The sequence below is a fragment of the Hydrogenophaga atypica genome, from assembly GCF_042665215.1.
GTDB classification, from domain to species: domain Bacteria; phylum Pseudomonadota; class Gammaproteobacteria; order Burkholderiales; family Burkholderiaceae_C; genus Hydrogenophaga; species Hydrogenophaga defluvii_A.
Genome location: NZ_JBHTCA010000005.1, coordinates 112,679 through 138,645, shown reverse-complemented (window position 1 = coordinate 138,645; position 25,967 = coordinate 112,679). Strand labels below are relative to the sequence as shown.

General features: G+C 65.5%; 23 protein-coding genes. 17 read left to right on the top strand and 6 right to left on the bottom strand.

Annotated elements, in window-relative coordinates; genetic code table 11:
- The first annotated feature begins 124 nt into the window (after positions 1-124).
- The 10 genes from ACFQPB_RS09550 to ACFQPB_RS09505 all read left to right on the top strand — a co-directional run bounded on the left by ACFQPB_RS09550 (position 125) and on the right by ACFQPB_RS09505 (position 12,410).
- Entirely contained in the window at positions 125-910 is a 786-nt protein-coding gene (locus ACFQPB_RS09550; protein ID WP_382222330.1) for a gamma-glutamyl-gamma-aminobutyrate hydrolase family protein, read from the top strand.
- Positions 911-951: 41 nt separating this feature from the next.
- Positions 952-2,322 carry a glutamine synthetase family protein gene (locus ACFQPB_RS09545; protein ID WP_382222328.1) on the top strand — a complete coding sequence of 457 codons (1,371 nt, stop codon included), beginning with the start codon at positions 952-954 and terminating at the stop codon, positions 2,320-2,322.
- A 34-nt stretch (positions 2,323-2,356) separates the two neighbouring features.
- Positions 2,357-3,769, top strand: coding sequence for an aspartate aminotransferase family protein (locus ACFQPB_RS09540; protein WP_382222326.1), 1,413 nt, complete (start codon positions 2,357-2,359; stop codon positions 3,767-3,769).
- A gap of 123 nt (positions 3,770-3,892) precedes the next feature.
- On the top strand, positions 3,893-5,014 hold the full coding sequence (locus ACFQPB_RS09535; RefSeq protein WP_382222323.1) for a polyamine ABC transporter substrate-binding protein: 1,122 nt from the start codon (positions 3,893-3,895) through the stop codon (positions 5,012-5,014).
- Between the two features lie 151 nt (positions 5,015-5,165).
- On the top strand, positions 5,166-6,326 hold the full coding sequence (locus tag ACFQPB_RS09530) for an ABC transporter ATP-binding protein (protein WP_382222322.1): 1,161 nt from the start codon (positions 5,166-5,168) through the stop codon (positions 6,324-6,326).
- Positions 6,327-6,330: 4 nt separating this feature from the next.
- Positions 6,331-7,266 carry an ABC transporter permease subunit gene (locus ACFQPB_RS09525; protein ID WP_382222319.1) on the top strand — a complete coding sequence of 312 codons (936 nt, stop codon included), beginning with the start codon at positions 6,331-6,333 and terminating at the stop codon, positions 7,264-7,266.
- Positions 7,263-8,117 carry an ABC transporter permease subunit gene (locus tag ACFQPB_RS09520; RefSeq protein WP_382198607.1) on the top strand — a complete coding sequence of 285 codons (855 nt, stop codon included), beginning with the start codon at positions 7,263-7,265 and terminating at the stop codon, positions 8,115-8,117. Before ACFQPB_RS09525 ends, ACFQPB_RS09520 begins: the two co-directional genes overlap by 4 nt.
- Positions 8,118-8,149: 32 nt before the next feature.
- Positions 8,150-9,439 (top strand): DUF3138 family protein, encoded by a 1,290-nt coding sequence (locus tag ACFQPB_RS09515; protein WP_382222316.1) that lies wholly within the window; start codon positions 8,150-8,152, stop codon positions 9,437-9,439.
- 150 nt (positions 9,440-9,589) lie between these two features.
- Entirely contained in the window at positions 9,590-11,077 is a 1,488-nt protein-coding gene (locus ACFQPB_RS09510; RefSeq protein WP_382222313.1) for an aldehyde dehydrogenase, read from the top strand.
- A gap of 4 nt (positions 11,078-11,081) precedes the next feature.
- Entirely contained in the window at positions 11,082-12,410 is a 1,329-nt protein-coding gene (locus ACFQPB_RS09505; RefSeq protein ID WP_382222310.1) for a type III glutamate--ammonia ligase, read from the top strand.
- Here the strand turns inward: ACFQPB_RS09505 and ACFQPB_RS09500 are convergent.
- Positions 12,398-13,015 carry an ABC transporter ATP-binding protein gene (locus ACFQPB_RS09500; protein WP_382222307.1) on the bottom strand — a complete coding sequence of 206 codons (618 nt, stop codon included), beginning with the start codon at positions 13,013-13,015 and terminating at the stop codon, positions 12,398-12,400. The two genes, ACFQPB_RS09505 and ACFQPB_RS09500, sit on opposite strands and share 13 nt — an antisense overlap.
- A gap of 51 nt (positions 13,016-13,066) precedes the next feature.
- Here ACFQPB_RS09500 and ACFQPB_RS09495 point away from each other — a divergent pair, with 51 nt between their 5' ends.
- Together ACFQPB_RS09495 and ACFQPB_RS09490 are read left to right on the top strand one after the other, a co-directional pair.
- Positions 13,067-13,357, top strand: a complete 291-nt coding sequence (locus ACFQPB_RS09495) for a hypothetical protein (RefSeq protein WP_382222304.1) — start codon at positions 13,067-13,069, stop codon at positions 13,355-13,357.
- A gap of 152 nt (positions 13,358-13,509) precedes the next feature.
- On the top strand, positions 13,510-14,592 hold the full coding sequence (locus tag ACFQPB_RS09490) for an SGNH/GDSL hydrolase family protein (RefSeq protein ID WP_382222301.1): 1,083 nt from the start codon (positions 13,510-13,512) through the stop codon (positions 14,590-14,592).
- Here the strand turns inward: ACFQPB_RS09490 and ACFQPB_RS09485 are convergent, their stop codons facing one another.
- Positions 14,593-15,717: an alkene reductase gene (locus ACFQPB_RS09485; protein WP_382222299.1), complete on the bottom strand. Its 1,125-nt coding sequence runs from the start codon at positions 15,715-15,717 to the stop codon at positions 14,593-14,595.
- 89 nt (positions 15,718-15,806) lie between these two features.
- Between ACFQPB_RS09485 and ACFQPB_RS09480 the strand changes: the two genes are divergently transcribed.
- The 4 genes from ACFQPB_RS09480 to ACFQPB_RS09465 all read left to right on the top strand — a co-directional run bounded on the left by ACFQPB_RS09480 (position 15,807) and on the right by ACFQPB_RS09465 (position 20,929).
- Positions 15,807-16,556 carry a BUD32 family EKC/KEOPS complex subunit gene (locus tag ACFQPB_RS09480; RefSeq protein WP_382222297.1) on the top strand — a complete coding sequence of 250 codons (750 nt, stop codon included), beginning with the start codon at positions 15,807-15,809 and terminating at the stop codon, positions 16,554-16,556.
- 154 nt (positions 16,557-16,710) lie between these two features.
- Positions 16,711-17,439 carry a Crp/Fnr family transcriptional regulator gene (locus ACFQPB_RS09475; protein ID WP_382222294.1) on the top strand — a complete coding sequence of 243 codons (729 nt, stop codon included), beginning with the start codon at positions 16,711-16,713 and terminating at the stop codon, positions 17,437-17,439.
- 219 nt (positions 17,440-17,658) lie between these two features.
- The gene (locus ACFQPB_RS09470; protein WP_382222291.1) at positions 17,659-19,206 is read left to right on the top strand and encodes a methyl-accepting chemotaxis protein; all 1,548 of its coding nucleotides are present in this window, start codon (positions 17,659-17,661) and stop codon (positions 19,204-19,206) included.
- 1 nt (position 19,207) lies between these two features.
- A complete protein-coding gene (locus ACFQPB_RS09465) occupies positions 19,208-20,929 on the top strand; it encodes a putative bifunctional diguanylate cyclase/phosphodiesterase (RefSeq protein ID WP_382222288.1) in 1,722 nt (573 codons plus the stop codon).
- 2 nt (positions 20,930-20,931) lie between these two features.
- Here the strand turns inward: ACFQPB_RS09465 and ACFQPB_RS09460 are convergent, their stop codons facing one another.
- The 4 genes from ACFQPB_RS09460 to pyk form a co-directional block, all read right to left on the bottom strand.
- Entirely contained in the window at positions 20,932-21,846 is a 915-nt protein-coding gene (locus ACFQPB_RS09460; protein ID WP_382222285.1) for a phosphoribosylaminoimidazolesuccinocarboxamide synthase, read from the bottom strand.
- A 34-nt stretch (positions 21,847-21,880) separates the two neighbouring features.
- A complete protein-coding gene (locus tag ACFQPB_RS09455; protein ID WP_382222283.1) occupies positions 21,881-22,489 on the bottom strand; it encodes a class I SAM-dependent methyltransferase in 609 nt (202 codons plus the stop codon).
- A 47-nt stretch (positions 22,490-22,536) separates the two neighbouring features.
- Positions 22,537-23,601: a class II fructose-bisphosphate aldolase gene (gene fba / locus ACFQPB_RS09450; RefSeq protein ID WP_382222280.1), complete on the bottom strand. Its 1,065-nt coding sequence runs from the start codon at positions 23,599-23,601 to the stop codon at positions 22,537-22,539.
- Between the two features lie 133 nt (positions 23,602-23,734).
- The gene (gene pyk / locus ACFQPB_RS09445) at positions 23,735-25,165 is read right to left on the bottom strand and encodes a pyruvate kinase (protein WP_382198592.1); all 1,431 of its coding nucleotides are present in this window, start codon (positions 25,163-25,165) and stop codon (positions 23,735-23,737) included.
- 149 nt (positions 25,166-25,314) lie between these two features.
- On the opposite strand from pyk, the gene ACFQPB_RS09440 reads away from it, so the two are divergent.
- A complete protein-coding gene (locus ACFQPB_RS09440) occupies positions 25,315-25,878 on the top strand; it encodes a cyclic nucleotide-binding domain-containing protein (RefSeq protein WP_382222278.1) in 564 nt (187 codons plus the stop codon).
- Positions 25,879-25,967 lie beyond the last annotated feature (89 nt).

Genomic DNA, 25,967 nt, shown 5'->3' with positions numbered 1-25,967 from the left:
ACCCGGTAGATGACCAGGGCGCCCCGGGTTTACCCCGAGAATTGGCACCATGGCCTTGCCCCAACTGGCCCCCATTGTGATCCAATTTGGCACCACAATCGGTTCACAAATTCGGAGTTTTCAGATGACAGCAATCCCAGGCATGGTCTGGATGCCCGCCGACCACCGCTTGTTGGGTGACCACGGCCATCAGATGCCCTTCCTGCTGTTGGGCGACAAATACGCCCGTGCGGTCAAGGTGGGGGCGCAGGCCCAACCCGTGATGTTCCCGTTGGCCGACGCGGCCCAGGTGGACGAACTGCTGCCACTGGTCGACGGCGTCATGCTGACCGGCTCGCCCTCCAACGTCCACCCTTCTCACTTCGACGAAGACGTGACCGACCCGGCCTTGCCGCTGGACCCCGAACGCGATTCGCTCACCCTGGCCCTGGTGCGTGCCTGTGTGGCGCACGCCGTGCCCTTGCTGGGTGTGTGCCGGGGCTTTCAAGAGATCAACGTGGCCTTGGGGGGCAGCCTGTACCAGCAGGTGCAAAACGTGCCCGGCCGCATGGACCACCGCGAACCCAAGGGCGCGCCTTTTGAAGAACAGTACGCGCCGCGCCACCCCATCCACCTGGCGCCGGGCAGCGTGTTCGCCCGCTGGGCCGGCGCCGAGACGGTGATGGTCAACTCCTTGCATGGTCAGGGTGTGAACCGCCTGGCCGATGGCTTGCGGGCCTTGGCCCATGCGCCCGACGGGCAGATCGAGGCCTTCGAGGTGCTGGGTGCCCGCAGCTTTGCCTACGCCGTGCAGTTCCACCCCGAGTGGCGCTGCTGGGACAACCCTTTTTACGGCGCCATTTTTCGCGCCTTCGGCGACGCCGTTCGCGAGCGTCGCGCCAACCGCCTTGGGCTGCCTACCGTGGCATGACGGTGGCCTGAGCACCCGCACAACACAACGAGAACCAGAACATGAACGCAGCCACCACCCTCAACTCCTTCAACGACCTTGAACATTGGCTCAACGACCGCCGCGTGACCGAAGTCGAATGCCTGGTGCCCGACCTCACTGGTGTGGCGCGGGGCAAAATTTTGCCGCGCGAAAAGTTCACCGAAGACCGTGGCATGCGGCTGCCCCAGGCCATCGTGGGCATGGGCGTGACCGGCGAATTTCCTGAGAGCGGCCCGTACTACGACGTGGTGGACCCGACCGACAAGGACATGCAGTTGCGCCCCGACCCCAGCACCGTGCGCATCGTGCCCTGGGCCACCGACCCGACCGCCCAGGTCATCCACGACTGCTTTGACCACAACGGCAAGCTGGTGCCGTTTGCGCCACGCAGCGTGCTGCGCAAGATCTGCGACCTCTACGCCGCCGAGGGCTGGGACCCGGTGGTCGCGCCCGAGCTGGAGTTCTACCTCACCGCGCGCAACACCGACCCGAACACCCTGCTGCGTCCGCCCATTGGCCGCAGCGGCCGGGCGGAGACGTCGCGTCAGTCGTACAGCATCGACGCGGTCAACGAGTTCGACCCGCTGTTCGAAGAGATCTACGACTACTGCGAAAAGATGGAGCTCAACGTGGACACGCTGATTCACGAGGCCGGCGCCGGGCAGATGGAGATCAACTTCTTCCACGCCCACCCCCTGGGCCTGGCCGACGAGGTCTTTTTCTTCAAGCGCACCGTGCGCGAAGCCGCGCTGCGCCACGACATGTACGCCACCTTCATGGCCAAGCCCATTGCGGGCGAACCCGGCAGCGCCATGCACGTGCACCAGAGCATCGTGAGCAAGGCCACGGGCCAGAACATTTTCAGCAACCCGGACGGCTCGCCGTCGGACGCCTTCCACCACTACATCGGTGGCTTGCAGCGCTACATCCCGGCGGCCATGGTGTTGGTGGCCCCGTATGTGAACAGCTACCGTCGCCTTTCGCGCAACACCGCCGCGCCCATCAACATCGAGTGGGGCCACGACAACCGCACCGTGGGCATACGTTCGCCCATTTCCAGCCCGGCCGCACGCCGCGTGGAAAACCGCGTGATCGGTGCCGACGCCAACCCCTACATTGCGCTGGCCATGACGTTGGCCTGTGGCTATCTGGGCATGAAAAACAAGATCAAGCCCAAACCCGAGATGAAGGGCGACGCCTACCTGGCCCCCTACTCGCTGCCACGCAGTTTGGGCGAGGCGCTGGACTGGCTGCGCCGCGAGACCGATCTGCACGACGTGCTGGGCAAGGAATTCGTGACCATCTACACCGAGATCAAGGAACTGGAGTTTGAGGAGTTCATGAAGGTGATTTCGCCTTGGGAACGCGAGCACCTGTTGCTCCACGTTTGAGCCCGTCTGAAGCCACGCCGACCACGAGACCGCCATGAACGCACCCGTCAAGTCCGAACACCTGAACACCCGCGAAATCCAGTCGCTGGACAGCGCCCACTTCCTCCACCCTTTCACCGACCACGGCGACCTGGCCACGCGCGGTGCGCGTGTGATCACCCACGCCGACAACATCTACGTGTGGGACTCGGAAGGGAACAAAATCCTCGACGCCATGAGCGGCCTGTGGTGTGTGAACGCCGGCTATGGCCGCAAGGAGCTGGCCGACGCGGCGCACGCGCAGATGATGACGCTGCCCTTCTACAACAGCTTCTTCCAGACCACCAACGTGCCGGCCGTCAAGCTGGCCGCTAAGCTGGCGTCGCTGGCACCTGCGGTGGGTGGGCGCAGCTTCCAGCACGTCTTCTATTCCAGCAGCGGCAGCGAGAGCAACGACTCCAACGTGCGCATGGTGCGCCGCTACTGGGACCTGATGGGCCAGCCGCAGCGCAAGATCATCATCGGGCGCCACAACGGCTACCACGGTTCCACCATGGCGGGCGCCTCGCTGGGTGGCATGAGCGGCATGCACGCCCAGGGCGACCTGCCCATCCCCAACATCACCCACGTCGAGCAGCCCTACTTTTTCGAGAACGCCCTGCCCGGTGAAAGCGAGGCCGACTTCGGCGTGCGTGCCGCCGGTTTCCTGGAGGCCAAGATTCTCGAACTGGGTGCCGACAAGGTGGCCGCCTTCATCGCCGAGCCGGTGCAGGGCGCCGGTGGCGTGATCATCCCGCCGGCCACCTACTGGCCCGAAATCCAGCGCATCGTCGACAAGTACGGCATCCTGCTCATCAGCGACGAGGTGATTTGTGCCTTTGGCCGCCTGGGCCACTGGTTTGCCTACGAAAAGTTTGGCTACCGCCCCGACCTGGTCACCTTCGCCAAGGCCGTCACCAGCGGTTACGTGCCGCTGGGCGGCGTGATGGTGGGCGACCGCGTGGCCAAGGTGCTGATCGAACAGGGTGGCGAGTTCAACCACGGCTACACCTACAGCGGCCACCCGGTTGCGTGCGCCGTGGCCTTGGCCAACATCGAGCTGATGGAGCGCGAGAACCTGGTGGGCCGGGTGAAAGACGACATCGGCCCCTATTTGGCGAAGCGTTTTGCCGAGCTGGCCGACCACCCGCTGGTGGGCGTGGCCGAGACCTGCGGCTTTGTGGCCGGCCTGGTGCTGGTCAAGGACAAGGTCACCAAAACCGCCTTCGACCCCAACCTGGCGGTGGGCATGGTGTGCCGCAAACATTGCTTTGGCAACGGGCTCATCATGCGCGCCGTGGGCGACCGCATGATCATCGCGCCGCCGCTGGTGATGACCCACGCACAGATCGACGAAATGATCGATTTGATCAAGCGTTGCCTGGACGCGACGCTGGAAGAAGTTCGTGCCAAGGGATGGCTGGCATAGGAGTTGCTCCATCCAGCGCTTGCAAAAACTCATTTAGCATGCCCGTTTCCCTCTCTTTTCCTTAAGCCCATGGCCGAGGTGGCCATGACGCAGCGGGTTTCTTCAACTTGCAGGAGCATCAACATGCGCAAATCGTTCAAACCGTGGGGTGTGGTCAAGGCTGTGACCGCAGGTCTGTTGGCAGTGGGCTTGGCGGGCGCCGCCTTGGCCCAGGACTCGAAGGTGCTCAACGTCTACAACAGGTCCGACTACATCGGCCCCGACGTGCTGAAGAACTTTGAAAAAGAAACCGGCATCAAGGTCCGTTACGACAACTTCGACAGCAACGAAATCCTGCACGCCAAATTGGTGGCTGGCAAAACCGGCTACGACATCGTGGTGCCTTCGTCCAACTGGGCGGCGCTGCAGATCGCCGGTGGCCTGTTCCAGAAGCTGGACAAGTCCAAGCTGCCCAACCTCAAGAACATGGACCCCGACATCCAGGCCCAGCTGGCCAAAGTCGATCCCAACAACGACCACATGGTCAACTGGCTGTGGGGCTACACCACGGTGGGCATCAACGTCGACAAGGTCAAGGCTGCGCTGGGCAGCGAGCCCATGCCCGACAACGTGTGGGAGCTGGCCTTCAACCCCAAATACGTCAGCAAGCTCAAGTCGTGTGGTGTGAGCATGCTCGACGCCGGCTCCGAAATCCTGCCGGCCGTGCTGCACTACATGGGCAAGGACGCTTACAGCACCAACCAGGCCGACTACACCGCCGCCGCCGCCGTGCTCAAGGCCGTGCGTCCGCACGTCACGCTCTTCAGCTCCTCGGGCTACATCAACGACATGGTCAATGGATCGGTCTGCCTGGCCGTGGGTTGGTCGGGTGACATCTCGATCGCACGTCAGCGTGCCATCGACACCAAGACCGGTCAGAAAATCGAAGCCTTGGTGCCCAAGACCGGGGGCCTGATTTTCTTTGACTCCATGGCCATCCCTGCCGATGCCGCCAACGTGGCCAACGCACACGCCTTCATGAACTTCATCATGCGTCCCGAGGTGCATGCGTCGCTGACCAACCAGGTCTTCTACGCCAACCCCAACAAGGAGTCGCGCAAGTTTGTGGTGCCTGAAGTGGGCAACAACCCGGCCGTGTTCCCGAACAGCGAGCAGATGAAGGCCATGGTGGCGCCCAAGGCCCTGGGCAACGACATCCGTCGCCTGCAAACCCGCATCTTCACGCAGTTCAAGACGGGACGATAAGCCCCCCCTGCGCCGGCGCTAGGGCGCCGTCACCCCCCAGGGGGCGGCGCCAGCCGTCCGGCAAAGCCGGCCCGGCGGCGCCCCCGGTTTTGAGGGATCGGCGCTCGTCGCGGGTCCCGCTTCGGTCAGCGAAACAGAGGAAACACGCATCTTGGCAACCAACGCAAACCACAAGGCCGGCGCGGGCAGCGCGGCGTCCAACGGGCAGCCCTTCCTGCGCATCCAGCAGGTGGTCAAGCAGTTCGGCGATGCCACGGCGGTGGACGGGGTGTCGCTGGACATCGCCCAAGGCGAGATCTTTGCGCTGCTGGGTTCGTCCGGCTGTGGCAAGTCCACCTTGTTGCGCATGCTGGCGGGGTTCGAGACGCCGACGTCGGGCCAGATCCTGCTCCAGGGGCAAGACCTGGTGCGCCTGCCGCCCAACGAGCGGCCGGTCAACATGATGTTCCAGAGCTACGCGCTGTTCCCGCACATGACGGTGTGGGACAACGTGGCCTTTGGCCTGCGTCGCGACGGTCTGCCCAAGGACGACATCGCCGCCCAGGTCGACAAGATGCTGGCACTGGTGCAACTCACCCCCTACGCCAAGCGCAAGCCGCACCAGCTCTCGGGTGGTCAACAGCAGCGCGTAGCGTTGGCGCGCAGCCTGGCCAAGAAGCCCAAGCTGCTGTTGCTGGACGAGCCTCTGGGCGCATTGGACAAGAAGCTGCGCGAGCGCACGCAGCTCGAACTCGTGGACATCATCCACCAAGTGGGCGTGACTTGCGTGATGGTCACCCACGATCAGGAAGAGGCCATGACCATGGCCTCGCGCATCGGCGTCATGAGCCAGGGCCAGATTCTGCAGGTGGGCCGGCCGGGCGACATCTACGAAACACCCAACTGCAAGTTCGTGGCCGACTTCATCGGCAGCGTCAACCTGTTCAAGGGCAAGCTCACGGTGGACGAGCCCGACCACGTGGTCATCGATTCGCCCGAGTGCCGCCACTACGTGAGCCACGGCATCACCGGCACGCTGGGCATGGACGCCCATGTGGCCGTGCGGCCCGAAAAAATTGGCATCCAGGTCGAGGCGCCCACGGCGGCCGATTACGACAACGCGGCCGAGGTGGGTTTCAACTGCGCGCGCGGCACCATACGTGGGCTGGCCTACCTGGGCAGTTCCACCACCTACCACGTGGCGCTTGAATCGGGCATGGTGGTCAAGATCACCAAGGCCAACGACGCCCGCCACGACGAGGTGCGCCTGGCGCAGGGCGACGCCGTGCATGTGTGGTGGTGGGGCAGCGATGTGGTCGTCTTGACGCAGTGACGCCATGAGTGCCGATACCCGCACCCTTTCCAGCGCCCAGTGGCTCGATGCACTGGTGGCCCGCCTGGGCCGCAAGTTTGTCATCGGCGTGCCCATGTTGTTCCTGCTCGCCGTGTTTGCGCTGCCATTTCTGGTGGTGTTCAAAATCAGCGTGTCCGAAAGCGACGGCGTGCGTTTTGTGGATTTGCTGACCTGGAGCGAAGGCGTCTTGCAGCTCAAGGTCCGCTTCAGCAACTACCTCTACATCCTGTTCGAGGACTCGCTCTACATCGAGGCCTACCTGTCTTCGCTCAAATACGCGGCGCTCACCACCGCCATCTGCCTGCTCATCGGCTACCCGTTCGCCTACTTTCTTGCGCGCAGCCCGGCCGAAGTGCGGCCCGGTCTGCTGATGCTCGTCATGTTGCCGTTCTGGACGTCCTTCCTGCTGCGTGTGTACGCCTGGAAGATGCTGCTGGCCGACAACGGTGTGTTCAACAACATCGCGCTGGCCCTCGGGCTCATCGATGCGCCCATCAAGATGATGCACACGCCCTTCTCGCTGACGCTGGGCATGGTCTACACCTACCTGCCCTTCATGGTGCTGCCGCTCTACGCCAATCTGGTGAAGATGGACCTGCGTCTGCTCGAAGCCGCGCGCGACCTTGGCGCGACGCCCTGGCAGGCGTTCTGGCGCATCACCGTGCCGCTGTCCAAAGGGGGCATCGTGGCCGGCGCGCTGCTGGTCTTCATCCCTTGTGTGGGCGAGTTCGTGATTCCTGAGCTGCTGGGCGGCCCGCAAACACTCATGATCGGCCGCGTGTTGTGGGACGAGTTTTTTGCCAACAACGACTGGCCCATGGCCGCCAGTGTGGCGGTGGTGATGGTGTTGCTGATCATCGTGCCCTTGGCCTTGTTCAACAAATACCAGGCCGAACAGTCTGCCGGAGGCCGCGCATGAGAAACCCCGCTGGCGAACGTGTCTCCAAGGCCTGGCTGATCGGTGGTTTTGCCTTTCTGTACCTGCCCATCTTCACGCTGATCATCCTCAGCTTCAACGCCAGCCCGCTGGTCACCACCTGGGCCGGTTTTTCCTTCAAGTGGTACGGCGAGCTGATGCGCGACACCGTCATCATCGAAGGCTTTGTGCTGTCCATCAAGATCGCCCTGATGACGGCCACCGCCTCGGTGTTGCTGGGCACCTTTGCGGCGGTGGCGCTGACCAAGTTCCCGCGTTTCACCGGTCGCACCTTTTTCTCCGGCATGGTGAATTCGCCGCTGGTCATGCCCGAGGTCATCATCGGTCTGTCGCTGTTGCTCACCATGGTGTCGCTGCAGCGTTTGACCGAGGACCTCTTTGGTACCGGTTGGCCCGACCGCGGCACCCTCACCATCTGGATCGGTCACACCCTGCTGGGCATGGCCTATGCCACCGTGGTCATCACCTCACGCCTGCGCGAGATGAACCCGCAACTCGAAGAGGCCGCGCTCGACCTGGGCGCCAAACCCTGGCAGGTGTTTTTTCTGGTCACGCTGCCCTTGATTTCGCAGGCGCTGGCCTCGGCCTGGTTGTTGTCTTTCACCTTGTCCCTCGACGACGTGGTGCTCTCGGCCTTCCTCTCGGGGCCGGGCTCCACCACCCTGCCCATCGCCATCTTCAGCCGCGCGCGGCTGGGCCTGAACCCCACCGTGAACGCGGTGGCCACACTCACCGTGTTGGTGGTCAGCATCGGTGTGGTGGCCGCCAGCCTGTGGATGGCGCGCATGGAGCGCAAGCGCGCGCGTGAGATGGCTGCGGCCATGAAGACCTGAATTCGCTGACGTCAAAACCCTAGGAGAAGCCCATGAGAATGAACAAGAAGACCTTGCTGATCGCCATGGCCGCCGCCATGCCCTGCCTGGGCGCACACGCCCAGAGCAACGCCGAACTGCTGCAACAAATCCAGGCCTTGCAGGCCCAGCTCCAGGCCTTGCAGGCCAAGGTGGAGCAGGTGCAGCAAAAAGCCACCGGCGATTCGCAGGCCGTCACCCGCATCCAGCAGCAGCTGGACGTGGCCGACGACAACGCCGTGCTCAGCGGCATGAAGGGCCTGACGGTGAAGGCCGTGGTCGATCCCACCTTCATCCACACCCAGCGCGCCAACGAGTCCGATTTTGTGCTCATGCGCGACAACGACCGCTTCAATTTCTTCGACTCCGCTTTTGGCCAGGCCATGATCGAGTTCGGCAAGGAAACGGAAGAAGGCACGCAGTGGAAGCTGCGCCTGACGCCCAAGAGTTCGGGCGGCCTGGTGCACGAGGCCTCGGTGTCGGTGCCCATGAATGCCGACGGCACCACCCGCCTGTACGGCGGTCTGATCCCCGACTTCAGCGGCTACGAATACACTTTCGCGCACGAGAACCCGCTGGTCACGCACAACCTGCTGTTCGATTTCTCCGCCGCCAGCAACTACACCGGCGCTGGCATGTCCTACGTCATTGGCGACTGGGAAGCCAAGTGGATGGTGGGCAACGTGGATGGCGCGCGTGGCAAGTCGCCCGGTTTTGCCTACCGTGCCGACCTGGAGCTGTCCGAGTTCTCGGGCATCGGCTTCTCGGGTGTGCACGCCAAGGATGGCCGCGACTATGGCAACAACCGTTTTGATCTGCTGGAGTTCGACGCCTGGCGTGACCGGGGCGACTGGTCCTACCGTGGGCAGGTCAGCTACGGCCGCTACAAAAACGGTGCCTCCAACGGCGACGCCAAGTGGTGGGGCCTGTCGGGCCTGGCCGGCTACAAGCTCACCCCGCGCCTGCAAGCCCTGGTGCGCCTGGACTACCTGAACAACCGCAAAAACGGTGGTGGTGTGTACGGCGCTTCGTTGGAGGACAACGGCACCGGCACCTACATCGACAGCATCAGCGGCTTTGGCCCCAGCATCGACAACAGCACCGGCATGGCCATCGACCCGACACGCGGCGTGAACCGCTACGCCTTGTCCACCGGTCTGAACTACCTGCTCAACGACAACACCTCGCTCAAGTTCGAGGTGCGCTACGACCGCGCCAACGGCAACGTCTTCCTCGACAGCAAGACGGGCCTGTACAAGAAGAGCAACGTGCTTGTTGGCGGCGCCATCGTGTTCCAGTTCTGACGCCAACCAGGTGCTTGCCTGAAACAACGGGGCGGCCTTGGTCGCCCCGTTGGTTTTTCGGGCGCTGCGAGGTGCCATTTGTGGCCTTCCCCAAGCGTCCACTTGCCCGCCCGACTTGACCCCCGACATCCCATCCCAGAGACTTCCGCGATGACTTCCCAGCTCACTGACCAGACCATCACCTTCGACGGCCGCGCTTTCATCAACGGCGAGCGTGTGGCCGCCCGCAGCGGCGCCGCCTTCGACTGCCTGTCGCCGGTGGACGGCCGCTTGCTGACCCAGGTGGCCCGTTGCACCGAGGCCGACGTTGATGCCGCCGTGGCCGCCGCGCGCACCGCCTTCGAAGACCGCCGCTGGGCTGGCCTGGCGCCCGCGCAGCGCAAGCGCGTGATGATCAAGTTCGCCGACCTGCTGCTGGCACACGCCGACGAATTGGCGCTGACCGAAACCCTGGACATGGGCAAGCCCGTGAAATACGCCAAGGGCGTGGACGTGAACAGCGCGGCCAACTGCATCCGCTGGTACGGCGAGGCGGTGGACAAGGTGTACGACGAGATCGCGCCCACGCCCGCCACCGGCCTAGCCCTCATCACCCGCGAGCCGGTGGGTGTGGTGGGCATCATCGTGCCCTGGAACTACCCCATGATCATGGCCGCCTGGAAGATCGCGCCGGCCCTGGCGGCGGGCAACTCGGTGGTGCTCAAGCCCAGCGAAAAGTCGCCGCTCACCGCGCTGCGCCTGGCCGAGCTGGCGCTGGCCGCCGGCATCCCGCCCGGCGTGTTCAACGTGGTGCCCGGCTTTGGTCCCGAGGCCGGCAGCCCGCTGGCCTTGCACATGGACGTGGACTGCATCGCCTTCACCGGCAGCACCCGCGTGGGCAAACACATCCACGTGATGGCCGGGCAAAGCAACCTCAAGCGCGCCTGGACCGAGCTGGGCGGCAAATCGCCCAACATCGTGTTCGCCGACTGCCCCAACCTCGACCGCGCGGTCGAGGCCGCCGTGGGCAGCATCTTCTTCAACCAGGGTGAAAGCTGCAACGCGCCTTCGCGCCTGTTCGTGGAAGACAGCATCCGCGAGCGCTTCCTGGAAAAGGCCTTGGCGCTGGTGCCGCAGTACGAGCCGGGCAACCCGCTGGACAAGGCCACCGTCATGGGCGCCGTGGTGGACCAGACGCAACTCAACACCGTGATGCGTTACATCGAGGCGGGCAAAAGCGAAGGCGCGGCGCTGCTCACCGGCGGCACCACCGCCGAGCCGGTGCGGGGTGGCTGCTACGTGCGCCCCACCATTTTTGCCGGCGTGAAGAACGACATGACCATCGCGCGCGAAGAGATCTTTGGCCCGGTGCTCAGCGTGCTGGGCTTCAGCGATGTGGCCGACGTGGTGCGCCAGGCCAACCAGACCATCTATGGCCTGCAGGCCGGCGTCTGGACGCGCGACATCAACAAGGCCCACGGCGTGGCCCGCGCGTTGCGCGCCGGCACGGTGCACGTCAACCAGTACGATGAGGACGACATCACCGTGCCCTTTGGGGGCTTCAAGCAGAGTGGTGTGGGTCGCGACAAATCGCTGCACGCCTTCGACAAGTACACCGAAACCAAGACGACCTGGATTCGCATCGATTCACCGGTGTGAGCGCATGGCCCACGATCTTGCCGCGACGATAGAGCGCTTGTCTGCGCAAGGCATCCATTCGGTGCTGGCGCAGTTCACCGACCTGCATGGGGTTCCCAAGGGCAAGCTGGTGCCGCTGGCGCTGCTGGCGGAATGGGTGCACAGCGGCGCGGGTTTTGCCGGCCCCAGCATCTGGGGCACGGGCCTGCCACGGCACGGCGCGCGCAGCGAGTACTTTGGGCGCCTGGCGCCAGAGAGCTTGCGCCCGTTGCCCTTCATGCCTGGCGTGGCCCACGCGGTGTGTGACGGTTTTGCTGGCGGCGTGCCGCTGGACACTTGCCCGCGCCAGGTGCTCAAGCGCCAGCTGGCGCGTGCGGTCCAGCGGGGCTTGACCTTGTGGGTGGGCATCGAGCCCGAGTTCTTTTTGTTGCGCCGCGACAGTGAAGGCCACTGGGTCGCAGGCGATGGCGAGGACCGCCTGGCCAAGCCCTCCTACGACCTCAAGGCGATGCACCGCCAGCGCGACTTTCTAGACGATATGCGCGCCACGCTCACAGCCCTGGGTTTTGAGCTGCAGCAGATGGACCACGAGGACGCCAACGGCCAGTACGAGATCAACTACAAGTTCGACGAGGCGCTGGCCGCCGCCGACCGCTTCCAGCTGTTCCAGCTCAGCGCCCACGCGGTGGCCGAGCGCCACGGCTTCGTCTACAGCGGCATGCCCAAGCCCCTGGCCCATGCGCCTGGCAGCGGCCTGCATTTCCACCTGAGCCTGACGGATGCGCAGGGCCGGGCCGTGTTTGCGCACGCCAGCGGCCCCATGGGTTTGAGCGCCGCAGGTCTGGGCTTTGCCGCGGGCCTGCTGCACCACGGTGATGCCCTTGCGGCGCTGTGCGCGCCCACCGTCAACAGCTACAAGCGGCTGGCCGCCAGCCACAGCGCCTCGGGCACCACCTGGGCGCCGGTGTGGAAGGCGGTGGGCGACAACAACCGCACCTGCCTGTTGCGCACCGTGGCTGGCCGGCTGGAGTGGCGCCTGCCCGACCCTTCGTGCAACGTCTACATCGCCATCGCGGCCACGCTGGCGGCCGGTCTGGCGGGCCTGGACGGTGAGCTGCCACCGCCCGAGCCCTGCGACGAAGACCTGTACGAGCGCCAGGCCTGCGGCCTGCCTATGCCACCGCGCTTGCCACGCGACCTGTGCGCCGCGCTCGATGCGCTGGAGGCCGACACGCGCCTGCGCGCCGATGTGGGCGAGGCTTTCTGCGCACAGTTCCTGCGCCTCAAGCGCGCCGAGTGGGACGCCTGGGCCAGCGCCGTGACCGACTGGGAACTGTCGCGTTACGCCGGCTGATGCAGGCGCAGCATCCGCGCGTCAGGCACGCCTGGCAGTGCGTCCCAGTGTGCGGCCAGCAGCCAGCGTTGGGGGGCCTGGGCGGCCGTCTGCTGCAATGCCTGGCTCAGGTAACGGATCGAGGGTGTGTCCAGTGCGGCAAACACCTCGTCCATCAGCGTGAGGGGCGCGCCCGAGGCCAGCGCCGCCGCCAGCCAGACCTTGCGCCGCCCGCCGGTGGACAACGCGAAGAAGGGCTTGTGCAGGTGCTCGCGCAGCGAAAGGCCATCGACATGGTGCTGTGCCGCAGCTTCATCCCAGGTGGGCCAGCGCAGGGCCTGGCCTGCGAGGTAGGTGCTGGCGGTGGTGTCATCGGGCGCGTCGCGCGGGTTTTGCCAGAACACATCCAGGGTGCGCAAGGGCGCGCCGTTCAGCGTGATCTCGCCGCGCCCTTGCAGCTCCCCGGCCAGCAGGCGCAGCAGCGTGGTCTTGCCGCTGCTCTCGTCGCCACAGACCACCGTCAAGCCCGGCACCACCTGGGCAGACCAGGCCTTGAACACCACCACGTCGGGCGCGTAGGCAAAGTGCAGATCGGCGATGTCGAGAAGCGGGGCGATGCTGTTCATGTTGAAAAGGCTGTGCTGAAATGGCGGCTTGTCACCCGCCAGGAGATGGTCATGACCGTGGATTTTCGCCCTCCCGAAGAACGGGGTGTGTCGGGTTCGCCTCCACCGCCTCGGGACGCATTGGCAGCGGCACAGCGCGGGCGCCGCCTGGTGCAGTGGGTGTTGGGCGCGGCAGCGGTGGTCATGGTCCTGGCAGGCCTGGCCATCTGGCTGATCAAACCCGCTTTTTTTGCGCCCGAGGTGGCGCCTTTGGTGGCCCTGGCCCTGGTGTTGGCCGGTGTGATGGACGCGGTCATGGCCTGGGGTTTGGGGCGCTGGTGGCGCGCGCGCGACAAGGCCTGAGCCCTTTTTTTGTCGCGCGTGCGACAAAGGCACTTTCTCCTGGGTGTTTGCCCTATGCCCCTGCCTGTGCTGGCCTAAGAAGATGGGTGGTCTTGGCACTGGTGCCCAACCCTCAGGAGACACGTGTGAAATTTTGACTGCATCTGGCTGCGTTGGCCACCGCTTTGCTGCTGGCCGCTTGTGGGGGTGGCGATCCCGCCATCACGTCCGTCAAGGTCATGGGCGACAGCCTGGCCGACAGCGGCACTTTTGGTCTCAAGTTCACGGTGCAGGGCAGCGCAGGCACGGGGGCGGGCTCCACCCCGATCTGGCCGGAGTTGGTGGCGCAAGAGGTGTCAGACGCCGACGCCTTGTGCGCTTACAACCGCGTCAACCCGCTCACACAGGCGGTCACGGTGCAAGCGGGATGCACCAACTACGCCGTGGGTGGCGGGCGCATCAACAACGTGGGCAACCCGCAAGACCCGCGCTCCATCACCCTACAACTGCAGCAAGCGGCACAAGTGCACGGCAGCTACAAGAGCACCGACCTGCTGCTGGTGGACGGTGGCGGCAACGACGCTGCCGACTTGGCGGGCGCTTATCTGGGCGCCACCACCGCTCAGGGCCAGGCGACCTACCGTGCCTTGTTGATCTCCTTGTTGCCTGCCGCCACGGTGGACGCCCTGTTCGGCCAGCTGGGTGGTCCGGAGCAGGCCGGGGGCGCCTACATGCAGGCGCTGGCCGACACGTTCCACGACAGCATCAAAGCTTCCGCTCTGGACAAGGGTGCGAGCAAGGTGGTGGTGCTGAACCTGCCCGACATCACCCTCACCCCGCGTTTCCAGGCTGTGCTGGCCGGTGTCACGCAACAGGCGCAGGGCCTCATTCGGCAGTGGATTGTGGCGTTCAACACCCGCTTGGCCAGCCGCTTCGCCGGCAACGCCCAGGTGGCCGTGGTCGATTTCTACGCGACCTTGACCGACCAGGTAGCCAACCCGGGCAAGTACGGCCTCACCAACGCGGTGGACACCGCTTGCCCGGTGGTGGGTGTGGGCAGCGATGGCTTGCCCAGCTACAACTTCCTCACCTGCACCGCCTCGGCCTTGTCGGCCAACCCCCCGGCCGGCGTGAGTGGTGGCGCCAACTGGTGGAAAACGTACATCTATGCCGACGGCCTCCACCCCACGCCCTACGGACACGAGCTGCTCGCCGACGCGGTGGCGGCGGCGGTGCGCGCCAAAAACTGGGACTGATCAGACCGCCAGCGGGTAGTCGGTGTAGCCCTGGGCGCCGCCACCGTACAGCGTGGCGCGCTGCAGTTCGTTGAGCGGCAAGCCTTCGCGCAGCCGGCGGGTCAGGTCGGGGTTGGCGATGAAGCCCCGGCCAAAGGCCACCAGATCGGCACCGCTGTCCAGCGCCTGTTGGGCCAGGTCGGCGCTGTAGCCGTTGTTCACCATCCAGGCACCCTGGCCGCCAGCAGCACGGTAGATGGTGCGCAAAGCGGCGTAGTCGAAGGGGATGTCGCCTTGCTGGAAATCACGCGCGCCACCGGTCTGCCCTTCGATCACATGCACATAGGCGAGGCCCAGGGGGGCCAGCTGGCGCACCACGTGTTCGAACAGCGGCTGCGGGTGAGCGTCGCTGGCGTCGTTGGCGGCGGTCACAGGCGACAGGCGCACGCCCACGCGGTCACCGCCGATTTCGTCCACCACCGCAGCCATCACCTCCAGCAGCAGGCGGGCACGGTTTTCAATGCTGCCGCCGTAGGTGTCGGTGCGCTGGTTGCTGCCGCTGCGCAGGAACTGGTCGAGCAGGTAGCCGTTGGCCGCATGGATTTCGACACCGTCAAACCCGGCGTCGCGTGCGCGGCGGCTGGCCTGGCGGTAGTCGTTCACGATGCCCGGCAGCTCGTCCAGCGCCAAGGCGCGCGGGGGTGACACATCGAAGAAACCGCCGCCTTCAGGTTTGATCAGGTAGGTTTTGGCCTTGGCGGCAATGGCCGACGGAGCCACTGGCGGCTGGCCAGCGGGCTGAAGGTCCACATGCGAGATGCGACCCACGTGCCACAGCTGCGTCACGATGTGGCCACCGCGCGCGTGCACCGCGTCGGTGACCGGGCGCCACGCGGCCACCTGGGCCTCGTTGTGCAGGCCCGGGGTGTCGGCGTAGCCGTGGCCCTGGGGCGAGATGGGCGTGGCTTCGCTGATGATCAGCCCGGCGCCATCCTGCGGGTGGGCCCGCTGGGCGTAGTACAGGGCCATGTCGGCGGTGGGCAATTGGCCGGGTGCGCGGTTGCGCGTCAGTGGCGCCATCACGGCGCGGTTGCTCAGGCGCCAGGCGCCCACGGTGGTCGGTTCAAAAAGAGAGGGTGTGGTCATGGCCGGATGCTACGGCTTGGGGCCATGCCCGTGCCGAGGCAGGGCGTCTCGACTTGTGCCATAAGGGCGTCTTGCATAATCCGCCCACTTTGACACCCACCCTGCCCACGTTTCGCCGCTCCGACAAGGTCTGGACCAAGACCGCCGAACGCCCGCTGCGCAGCACGGGCAAGGCCGTGGCTGCCTGGTGCATGGCGCATTTTCTGGGCGTACCGGTGCCGTGGGCCGCGGTGCGCCAGGCCAGCGGCACCGAATTGCTGGCCTTCGAGCACGAACGGCTGCAGCAGCTGGCGCAGGCGGGCGAACAGGTGCCCGCGGTGCTGGCGTTCGACGGCCGGCGCCTGAGCCTGGGCGACGTCGGCCCGACGGTGGACGAATGCCTGCAGCGCCTGCCGGCCGCCGAGCACCTGGCCCTGATGTGTGCGGTGAGCGCCGATCTGGCGCGGTTTCACGCCCGGGGGCATTGGCACGGCGGGGCTCAGATACGCAACATCACCTGGGACGGCGAACACTTTGCGCGGCTGGATTTTGAAGAGCGCCTGTTCCCGGCCATGCCGCTGCACGCCTGCCAGATCTACGACGTGTTGCAACTGGTGATGTCGCTCGCGCGTTGGGTGTTGCCCTTGGGGGCGCCCGCGGTGTTGGCGGTGCTGGATGCCTACGAAGCCCAAGATCCGGCGCTGGACCTGCGTGGTTTTCTGCGTCACCTGCTGCCGCGCCTGCAGCGGGTGTCGCGGCTGGCAACCTGGGTGCCGCGTTACGACCGGTCCAAGGAGCTGCTGCGCTTGCGGCTGCTCATCGAGGGCATGCAGGCGTTTGTGCGGCGCAGCCCAGGGTGAGCGGTTGTGCGTTCGGCTGCCAGAAGTCGGGTGATCTGATGAGTGACGCATGTCACAAGGGGTGCCAAAGTTTTGGCCAAGGCCGATCAGTGGCCCCGTTCTTGGTCAGAATCCGCCCTTTCCGGCCCTTGCTGACCGGCGGCAACACCGCCCCATGAGCGCGTCCATGTCGTTTCCCTTGCGTGTATTGCCTGACAAACCGATGCGGCGCACCCACTGCGTGGACTGTGCAACGCAGTCGGGCTGCCCACTGGGCAAGCTGCCCAACGCCCTGGTCGCGCAGGTGTTGCCCCACGTGACCGAGCGTGCGTTCCGTCGCGGCCAGGTCTTGCAGCGCCAGGGCGAAGAGGCCGGCGTGCTGCGGGTCATCAAGTCCGGTTCCGCGCTCATGTACCGGGACGAGTCTGGCCGTGCCAGCGTGCCCGTGGCCATTGCCGCACCTGGTCAGGTCACCGGTGCGTCCCGCCTGGTCGGGTTTCCCAACCCATTGACCGTCATCGCCATGTCCGACACCCGCACGTGCGAGCTGGACGTGGCCAGCCTGGAGCGGTTGGGCGTGATGGACGACCCTGAGTTTCGCCGCCCCTTGGGCGAAGCGGTGTTCCGCACCCTCAGCATCTTGGCCGATTGGGCCCGTGTGACCCGCCTGCCGGGCGTGCGCACCCAGTTGGCCGCCGCGCTGGTGGCGATGGGGGCACAACAGAAGTCCGAAAGAATCCGCCTCCCAGGGCATGTGGTGCTGGCCGAGCTGCTGGGTGTGACCCGGGAGTCGGTGGCGCGGGCCATGGGCGCGCTGGAAAACGATGGCCACATCACGCGGCTGGGGCGCACCTATTGCGAACTGCACCTGCCGCAATTGAAGACGCTGACCGACCCCGCTTGAGGCGACCCCACCGTTGGGTTGTCCTTGATCTGACGCAAACGGTCATGCTTCAAACGACATCCGAACCCACAACAATGTGAAATTCATCACATTGTCTGTTGATCTTTGGCTTTCTCGTCCTGCCAGATCTGGTTGATACCGACCTGTCACCGCAGAATCATTTTGCGATGTGGGTCCATTCGCCGCGCCCAGGCCCGGCGCCGATTTGCAAGGACAAAGATGAGAGACAACGGTTACGTTTCGCAGCGCGAGTTCCCTCTGAGCGAGGGCGACACGCTGCTGTCCACCACCGATCTGAAAGGCCGCATCACCTACGCCAACGACTCGTTCATTCACTGCAGCGGCTTCGAGCGCGAGGAGCTGTATGGCAAGGCCCACAACCTGGTTCGTCACCCCGATATGCCCGAGGGTGCTTTTGCCGACATGTGGCGCACCGTGCAACAAGGTCACCCTTGGACGGCGCTGGTGAAAAACCGGCGCAAGGACGGCGACCACTACTGGGTGCGGGCCAACGCCTCCCCCATACGGCGTGACGGTGAGGTGGTGGGCTACCTGTCTGTGCGCACCCGGCCCGACATCGCCGAGGTCGAGCAGCACGAGCGCATCTACCAGCGTCTGCGCAACGGGGACACACGCCTGGGCTTGCAGCGTGGGCATGTGGTGCGCCATGGCTGGTGGCAACTGGCGTCGCGCTGGAAGTTTGTTCCTCTCGCCGCCCGCATGCGCCTGGGCGTGCTGGGCCTCTGGCTGGTGGGCAGCGCCCAGCTGCTGACACAGCAGGGCGGTGCTGCCGGTGGCTTGGCGGCTGTGGTCTGGACGCTGACCATGTTGTTGGCCTTGTGGTGGTTGCGTGTGGCCGTGCACCGGCCCATGGCGCAGCTGCTGACGGAGGCGCGGGCGGTGGCCAGCGGCCAGAAGGCGCGTTCGCTGTTCTCTGGTCGGGCCGACGAAATCGGCTGCCTCATGCGCAGCATTGAGCAGGCAGGGTTGAACCTGGTGTCCCTGGTGAGCGACATCCAGGGCAAATCGGTGCGGGTCAGTGAAGGCGCGCAGGATTTGCAGCAGGGCAACGAGGAGCTGGCCAGACGCACCAGCGACGCCGCCGCCAGCCTGGAGGAAACCGCCGCCGCCACCGAGCAGCTGGCCACCACCATACAGGCCAACAGCGAAACGGCGCAGGAAGCGGCCGACCTGGCCAGCCACGCGGTGACCGCAGCAGCCCGCAGCGCCGACATGGTGGCGCAGGCACGCGCCAACATGGCCGGCATCGCCCACGCCAGCCAGCGGGTGGCCGACATCACGGCACTGATTGACGGCATTGCCTTCCAGACCAACATTCTCGCGCTGAACGCGGCGGTGGAGGCCGCGCGGGCCGGTGAACACGGCAAGGGTTTTGCGGTTGTGGCGGCGGAGGTGCGCGCCTTGTCCATCCGGAGCGCCGATGCGGCCAAGGAGATCAAGCAGCTCATCGAGGCGTCGGCCAGCCAGGTGGACGCCGGCGCGCGTGCGGTGTCGGGTGCCGGTGACGCGATGTCAGACGCGGTGGGCACGGTCGAACGATTGGCGTCCATGATGGCATCGATACGCGTGGCCAGCAGCGAGCAGGCCGGTGGCGTGGCGCAGATCAACGTGGCGCTGAACCGGCTGGAGCAAATGACCCAGGAGAACGCCGCCCAGGTGCAGCACAACGCTGGCTTGAGCCGCGCGCTGAGCGAGCAGGCACAGCGGCTGGACGAGGCCGCCTCGGTTTTTCGGCAGGGGGCTTGAGGTGCGCAGCGAACACGTCGAGCCCCTGGAGCGCACGGCCATCGACGCCGCCCCCGATGGGGTGTTGATGGTGGATGCGCAGGGTCTCATCCTGAAGGCCAACCCGGCCATGGAGGTGTTGAGTGGCTACAGCCGCGCCGAGATGGAGGGCCGCTCGGTCAACATGTTCATGCCAGAGCGCATGCGCGCCAAACACGCCGACCTGATGGCCGGGTATTTTGTGCAGCCCGTGGCGCGGCCCATGGGGCTGGTGCGCCAACTGCAGCTCATGCGCAACGACGGCACCATGGTGCCGGTTGATATTGCACTGGGGCATTGCAGCGTGGCGGGTGAACCGGCAGCGGTGGTGTTCATCCGCGACATGACCGAGGTGCGCCGCCTGCAGGACGACATGCAGTACCAGGCCACCCACGACAGCCTCACTGGCCTGGCCAATCGCTGGATGTTTGGGCAACACTTCGAGCAGGCCATACAGCGTGCCAACCGCAGCGACCGACCGCTGGCCTTGCTGCTGCTCGATCTGGACGACTTCAAGGGCATCAACGATGCGCACGGCCATGCCGTGGGCGATCAGGTGCTGATGGAGGTGGCGCGTCGCTTGCGGGGGGCATTGCGCGCGGGCGACGTGCTGTCGCGCCTGGGTGGCGACGAGTTCACCGTGTTGTTGCCCGAGCTGCCCTCGCTAACCCATGCGCAGCAGGTGGCCGAAAAGCTGCAACGCTTGCTGTCGGCGCCCTGCCGGCTGCAGGGTTGTGAGGTCAGCCTGGGCGCCAGCATCGGGTTGGCCTGTTACCCCTCAGATGCGCAAGACACCGAAACCCTGATGCGCTACGCCGACATGGCCATGTACGCCGCCAAAGGCCGGGGCCGGGGGGTGTGGGCCGCCTACGAACCCCACATGAGCCAGGCGTTGGCCGAAAAAAACCAGCTGCACGACCGCCTCAAGCAGGCCATGGACCGTGGCGGGCTGGAACTGCACTACCAGCCCCAGGTGGCCGTGGCTGGCGGTGGCATCGTGGGGGTGGAGGCTTTGCTGCGCTGGCACGACCCCGAGCTGGGGCCGATTTCGCCGGAACGCTTCATTCCGGTGGCGGTGCGCAGCGGGCTCATTCAAACCCTGGGCGACTGGGTGCTCGACACCGCCTGCCGGCAATCGGCCCACTGGGCGCGGGCCGGCACCCCGGTGCGGATTTCGGTCAATCTGTCGGCGCAGCAGTTTCGTCAGACCGACTTGGTGGACAGGCTGGCGCAGTTGATGGCGCAGCACGGCACGCAGCCGGACATGCTGGAACTGGAGATCACGGAGACCGAGGCCATGGCCGACCCGGACATGGCGCGCGAGGTGTTGCTGCGCTTGCGCGCCCTCGGCGTCAGCATTGCGTTGGATGATTTCGGCACGGGTTATTCGTCCCTGTCCTACCTGCGCTTGTTGCCGGTGTCGCGCCTCAAGATCGACCGCGAATTCACGCGCCACATCATGAGCCGACCAGACGACGCCACCCTGGTGCGGGCCGTGATCGCGCTGGCCCATACCCTGGGCCTGCCGGTGGTGGCTGAGGGGGTGGAGACGGAAGGGCAGCTGCGTTTTCTCCGGCAGCACCACTGCGAGGTGTTCCAGGGCTGGCTGTACGCCAAAGCCCTGCCGGCCGACGAGGTGAGCGCGATGCTGCTCGCCGAACTGTTGCCGGGTGAGGCCGACGAAGCCACGCCCCGGTACGCCTGAACTCAGGCGGTCAGCCGCTGGAGCGCTTCCTGGTATTTGGCGAAGGTCTGGGCCACCACCTCGGCCGGCAGCGCGGGTGCAGGTGCGGTTTTGTCCCAAGGTTTGCCATCCACTGTGGCCTGCTCCAGCCAGTCACGCAGGTACTGCTTGTCGTAGCTGGGCGGGTTCTTGCCCTCGGCCAGGGCTTGTGCGTAGCCTTCGGCGGGCCAGTAACGCGAGGAGTCGGGCGTGAGCACCTCGTCCATCAGCACCAGGGTGCCGTCCTTGTCGAGGCCAAATTCGAACTTGGTGTCGGCAATGATGATGCCCTTGCTCGCAGCGATCTCAGCGGCGGCCTTGTAGATGGCGATGCTGATGTCGCGGATGCGGGTGGCCAGGTCCAGGCCGATCATCTCCACCGTTTTTTCAAAGGTGATGTTCTCGTCGTGTTCGCCCACCTCGGCCTTGGCGGCCGGGGTGTAGATGGGCTCGGGCAGCTTGGCGGCGTTGGTCAGGCCCTCGGGCAGGGGCACACCACACACCTGGCGGTTCTCCTGGTACTCCTTCCAGCCGCTGCCGGCCAGGTAGCCACGCACCACAGCCTCCACCGGGATGGGTTTGAGGCGCTTGACCAGCATCGAGCGGCCCGCCACCTGAGGCACTTCGGCGGGGGTGACCACACGCTCGGGCGCATCGCCGGTGAGGTGGTTGGGGCAGATGTGACCCAGCTTGTCGAACCAGAACAGCGCCATCTGCGTCAGCAGCGCGCCCTTGCCCGGAATGGGTTCGCCCATGATGACGTCGAAGGCGCTGATGCGGTCCGAGGCAACCATCAGGATGCGGTCGTCGCCCACGGCGTAGTTGTCGCGCACCTTGCCGCGGGCCAGCAGCGGCAGCGAGGTGATGGAGGAGGTGTGGACGGCGGAGGCAGCGGTCATGGCGGTGTGGGCATCGGGCTGGGGGAGCCCGAGATTATCGGGGATGCGCTTGGGGCGGCTTGTGCATCAGCGCCACGTTGCGCGTGGGCACCTCCATGCGCCAGCCGTGGCGGCGTGCGACGTGGGCCAGCGTGGCCTCGCGGTAGAACACCACGTGGGTGGGGTCACGCCGGTAATGCCACTGGGCGAAACGGCTGTCGTCGGTCTGAAAGCAGGTCATCAGCGCCAGCCAGCCGCCGGGTTGGAGCAGGGCGTCCAGGCGCCGGAATTCCTGGGCCGGCGCGTGGAAGTGTTCGATCACCTCGGTGCAGGTGATGAAGTCGTGGCGGGTTTGCAGTGGCGCCGTGTTGGGGTGGAAAAACGGGTCGTACAGCGCCACGGTGTGGCCGGCTTCGCGCAGCATGAGCGCCAGCACCGGGCCGGGGCCACAACCGTAATCGAGTCCACGGCTGTGCGGCGGCAGGCGCGCCAGCAGGGGTTGGGCCACCTGGTTCAGAAAGCGGACGTAGCCGGGGTCGCCCGGCAGGTTCTGGTGCTGTTCGTACTCGGTGCGTTCGCTGTCCGCGTCGAGGAAGTGGGCGGGGTCAAGAAAGGTCGCCTCGCAGTCTTCGCAGCGGTGGTAGCTGCGCGCGCCCACAGACACAAAGGCCCGCGTGTGCGGGCCTTCACAGACGGGGCAAACCAGGGGCTTCAGTTCACCACCTGGGCCAGCGTGCCAGCGGCGTACTGGGTGGCCATGACCTGCAGGCCCTTGCCTTGGATCTTGGCGCCCTGACCTTCGCAGCCAAACTCCAGGTAGCGCTGTTTGCACACCGCTTTGGCGGCTTCGCGCGCGGGCTTGAGCCACTCGCGGGCGTCGAACTTGTCCGGGTTCTCGGCCAGGAACTTGCGCACCGCGCCGGTCATGGCGAGGCGGATGTCAGTGTCGATGTTGATCTTGCGCACGCCATGTTTGATGGCTTCCTGAATCTCGGACACCGGCACGCCGTAGGTTTCCTTCATCTTGCCGCCGTACTGGTTGATGATGGCCAACAGCGCTTGCGGCACCGAGGAGGAACCGTGCATCACCAGGTGGGTGTTGGGGATGCGCTTGTGGATTTCCTTCACGCGCGAAATCGCCAGGATGTCGCCGGTGGGCGGGCGGCTGAACTTGTAGGCGCCATGGCTGGTGCCAATGGCGATGGCCAGCGCATCGAGCTGGGTGGCCTTGACGAACTGGGCTGCTTCCTCGGGGTCGGTCAGCATCTGGGAATGGTCCAGCTTGCCTTCGGCGCCAATGCCGTCTTCCTCGCCGGCATCACCGGTTTCCAGGTTGCCCAGGCAGCCCAGCTCGCCCTCGACGGTGACGCCCACCTTGTGCGCCATGTCCACCACGGCGCGCGTGACTTCCACGTTGTAGGCGAAGTCGGCCGGGGTTTTGCCGTCTTCACGCAAAGAGCCGTCCATCATCACCGAGCCAAAGCCCAGGTCGATGGCGCCAGCGCAGATCTTGGGGCTGGTGCCGTGGTCCTGGTGCATCACCAGCGGGATGTGGGGGTACATCTCGGCGGCGGCCTGGATCAGGTGTTTGATGAAGGGCTCGCCCGCGTACTTGCGTGCGCCAGCGCTGGCTTGCAGGATGACCGGAGCGCCCACCTCGTCAGCCGCTGCCATCACGGCCTGCACCTGCTCCAGGTTGTTGACGTTGAAAGCGGGAATGCCGTAACCGTTCTCGGCCGCGTGGTCGAGCAGTTCGCGCATGGAAACGAGCGCCATGGAAATCTCCTGGAGGGGTGGTTCAAAGAACAGGGGCCTGCGGCAGCTTGTGTCCGGCCGCGTGGCGCGGGGGGCTGGTAACCGCGTGGTAACTGGGCACGATTTTACCGCTGCGTGTGCCTTTGAGCCGGATTCACCCCACCTTACAAATCTTGAGCATGTTGGTGCCACCGGGCGCACCCATGGGCTCGCCGCAGGTGATGGCGTACACGTCGCCCGACTGCACGATGCCGCGTTTTTTCAGGTGCCGCTCGGCGTCGGCCAGGGCCGTGTCGCGGTCGGCGCTGGTGTCCATGAGCAGGGGGCGCACGTTGCGGTAGAGCGTGAGCTTGCGCTGTGTGGCGAGCTTTGGGGTGAGCGCGTAGATGGGCATCTTGACGTCGTGGCGGCTCATCCACAGCGCGGTGGAGCCCGACTCGGTGAGTGCCACGATGGCTTTGGCGCCCAGGTGGTGGGCGGTGAACAGCGCGCCCATGGCGATGGACTGGTCGATGCGGCCGAAGGTCTTGCCGGTGAAGTCGGACTCGATGTCGTGGTGGTGGGCTTTTTCCGCCGCCTCGCAGATCTTGGCCATTTCCATCACCGTCTCCAGCGGGTATTTGCCGGCAGCGGTTTCGGCGCTGAGCATCACGGCGTCGGTGCCATCGAGCACGGCGTTGGCCACGTCGCTCACCTCGGCGCGGGTGGGCACGGGCGCCAGGATCATGCTCTCCATCATCTGGGTGGCGGTGATGACCACCTTGTCCATCTCACGGGCCAGCTTGATCATGCGTTTTTGCAGCGCGGGCACGGTGGCGTTGCCCACTTCCACCGCCAGATCGCCACGCGCCACCATGATGCCGTCGGACACGCGCAGGATGTTTTCCAGTTCAGGGATGGCCTCGGCGCGCTCGATCTTGGCGATCAGCCCTGGGCGGTGGCCGTCGCTGCAGGCCACGTTGCAGAGCTGGCGGGCCAGCTCCATGTCGGTGGCGGTTTTGGGAAAGCTCACGGCCACGTAGTCGGCCTTGAAGGACATGGCGGTGCGGATGTCGTCCATGTCCTTGGCGGTGAGGGCCGGTGCCGTCAGGCCGCCACCCATCTTGTTGATGCCTTTGTTGTTGGACAACTCGCCCCCTACCTTGACGGTGGTGTGCACCGCCGGGCCCATCACCCGCTCCACGGTGAGCACGATCAGGCCGTCGTTGAGCAGCAGCAGGTCGCCGGCTTTCACGTCGCGTGGCAGTTCCTTGTAGTCCAGGCCCACGCCGTTGATGTCGCCGGGTTCGGTGCGTTCGGCGTCCAGCACAAAGGGCGCGCCGTTTTCCAGCATCACCTTGCCTTCGGCAAATTTGCCGACGCGGATCTTGGGGCCTTGCAGGTCGGCCATGATGCCCACCTCGCGGCCCGCGCGCTGTGCGGCCTGGCGCACCAGGTTGGCGCGGTCGATGTGGTCTTGGGCCTTGCCGTGCGAGAAGTTCAGCCGCACCACGTTGACGCCGTGTCGGATCATCTGTTCCAGCAAGGCCGGGTCGCTGGACGCGGGGCCCAGGGTGGCAACAATTTTGGTGGCGCGCTGCGGCATGTGTGTCTCCGTCCCGTCAGGGGTTGTTGTAATCAAGTTTCCATTATCTGCGCGGCGAGTTACATGGTGGTTTCACGGCATCGGGCGGGTTGTATGTAAACCTTGCACGCTGGCGCCAGATGGCTGCGAAAATGACCAGGAGATCTGCCATGGCTGTCGAAGACCTCTCTCCTGACATGAACGCTGACGAACGCGCCGCGCGGCTGTTGGTCACGCCGACGGCGTTGCAGACCTTGAGCCTGGAGGACGCGATCAAGATCGTGGCTTATCTGCAGCCCCGGGTGATCGAAGCGGGCTGCGAGTTTGTGCGTGAAGGTGAGGCGGTGCACAACGACCACATGCTGCTCGTGCTGGAGGGCGATCTGTCGGTGCACAACAGCTCGCTGCAAGACGATGACGACCACCTGGTGGTGCGGGTCATGGGACCGGGCAGCCTGATTGGTGAACTCGGGTTGCTGGACGGTGGGCCCCGTTCGGCCAGTTGTGTGGCCAACACGGACATGTTAGTGGGGGTGCTGTCGCGGGCGGATTTTTTGCAGCTTTTGCAAGACGATCCGGCGGTGGGTTCCCGTTTGCTGCTGGCCATCTCCAAGCGCATGGCCGACACACTGCGGGAAACCACGCGCAAGCTCATCCTGTTTGCGCAGATGAACAAGGTGCTCAGCGAAGAGTTGGCCAAGGTGGCCAACGACCCGGACTGGTTCGACTCCTGAACGCCGCTGGTCGGTACCCGCCTGCGGACGTGGTTCAAAACGCACAGTTTTCGATCTGCGTCAAATGTTGGACACAGTGCGCGGGCTAG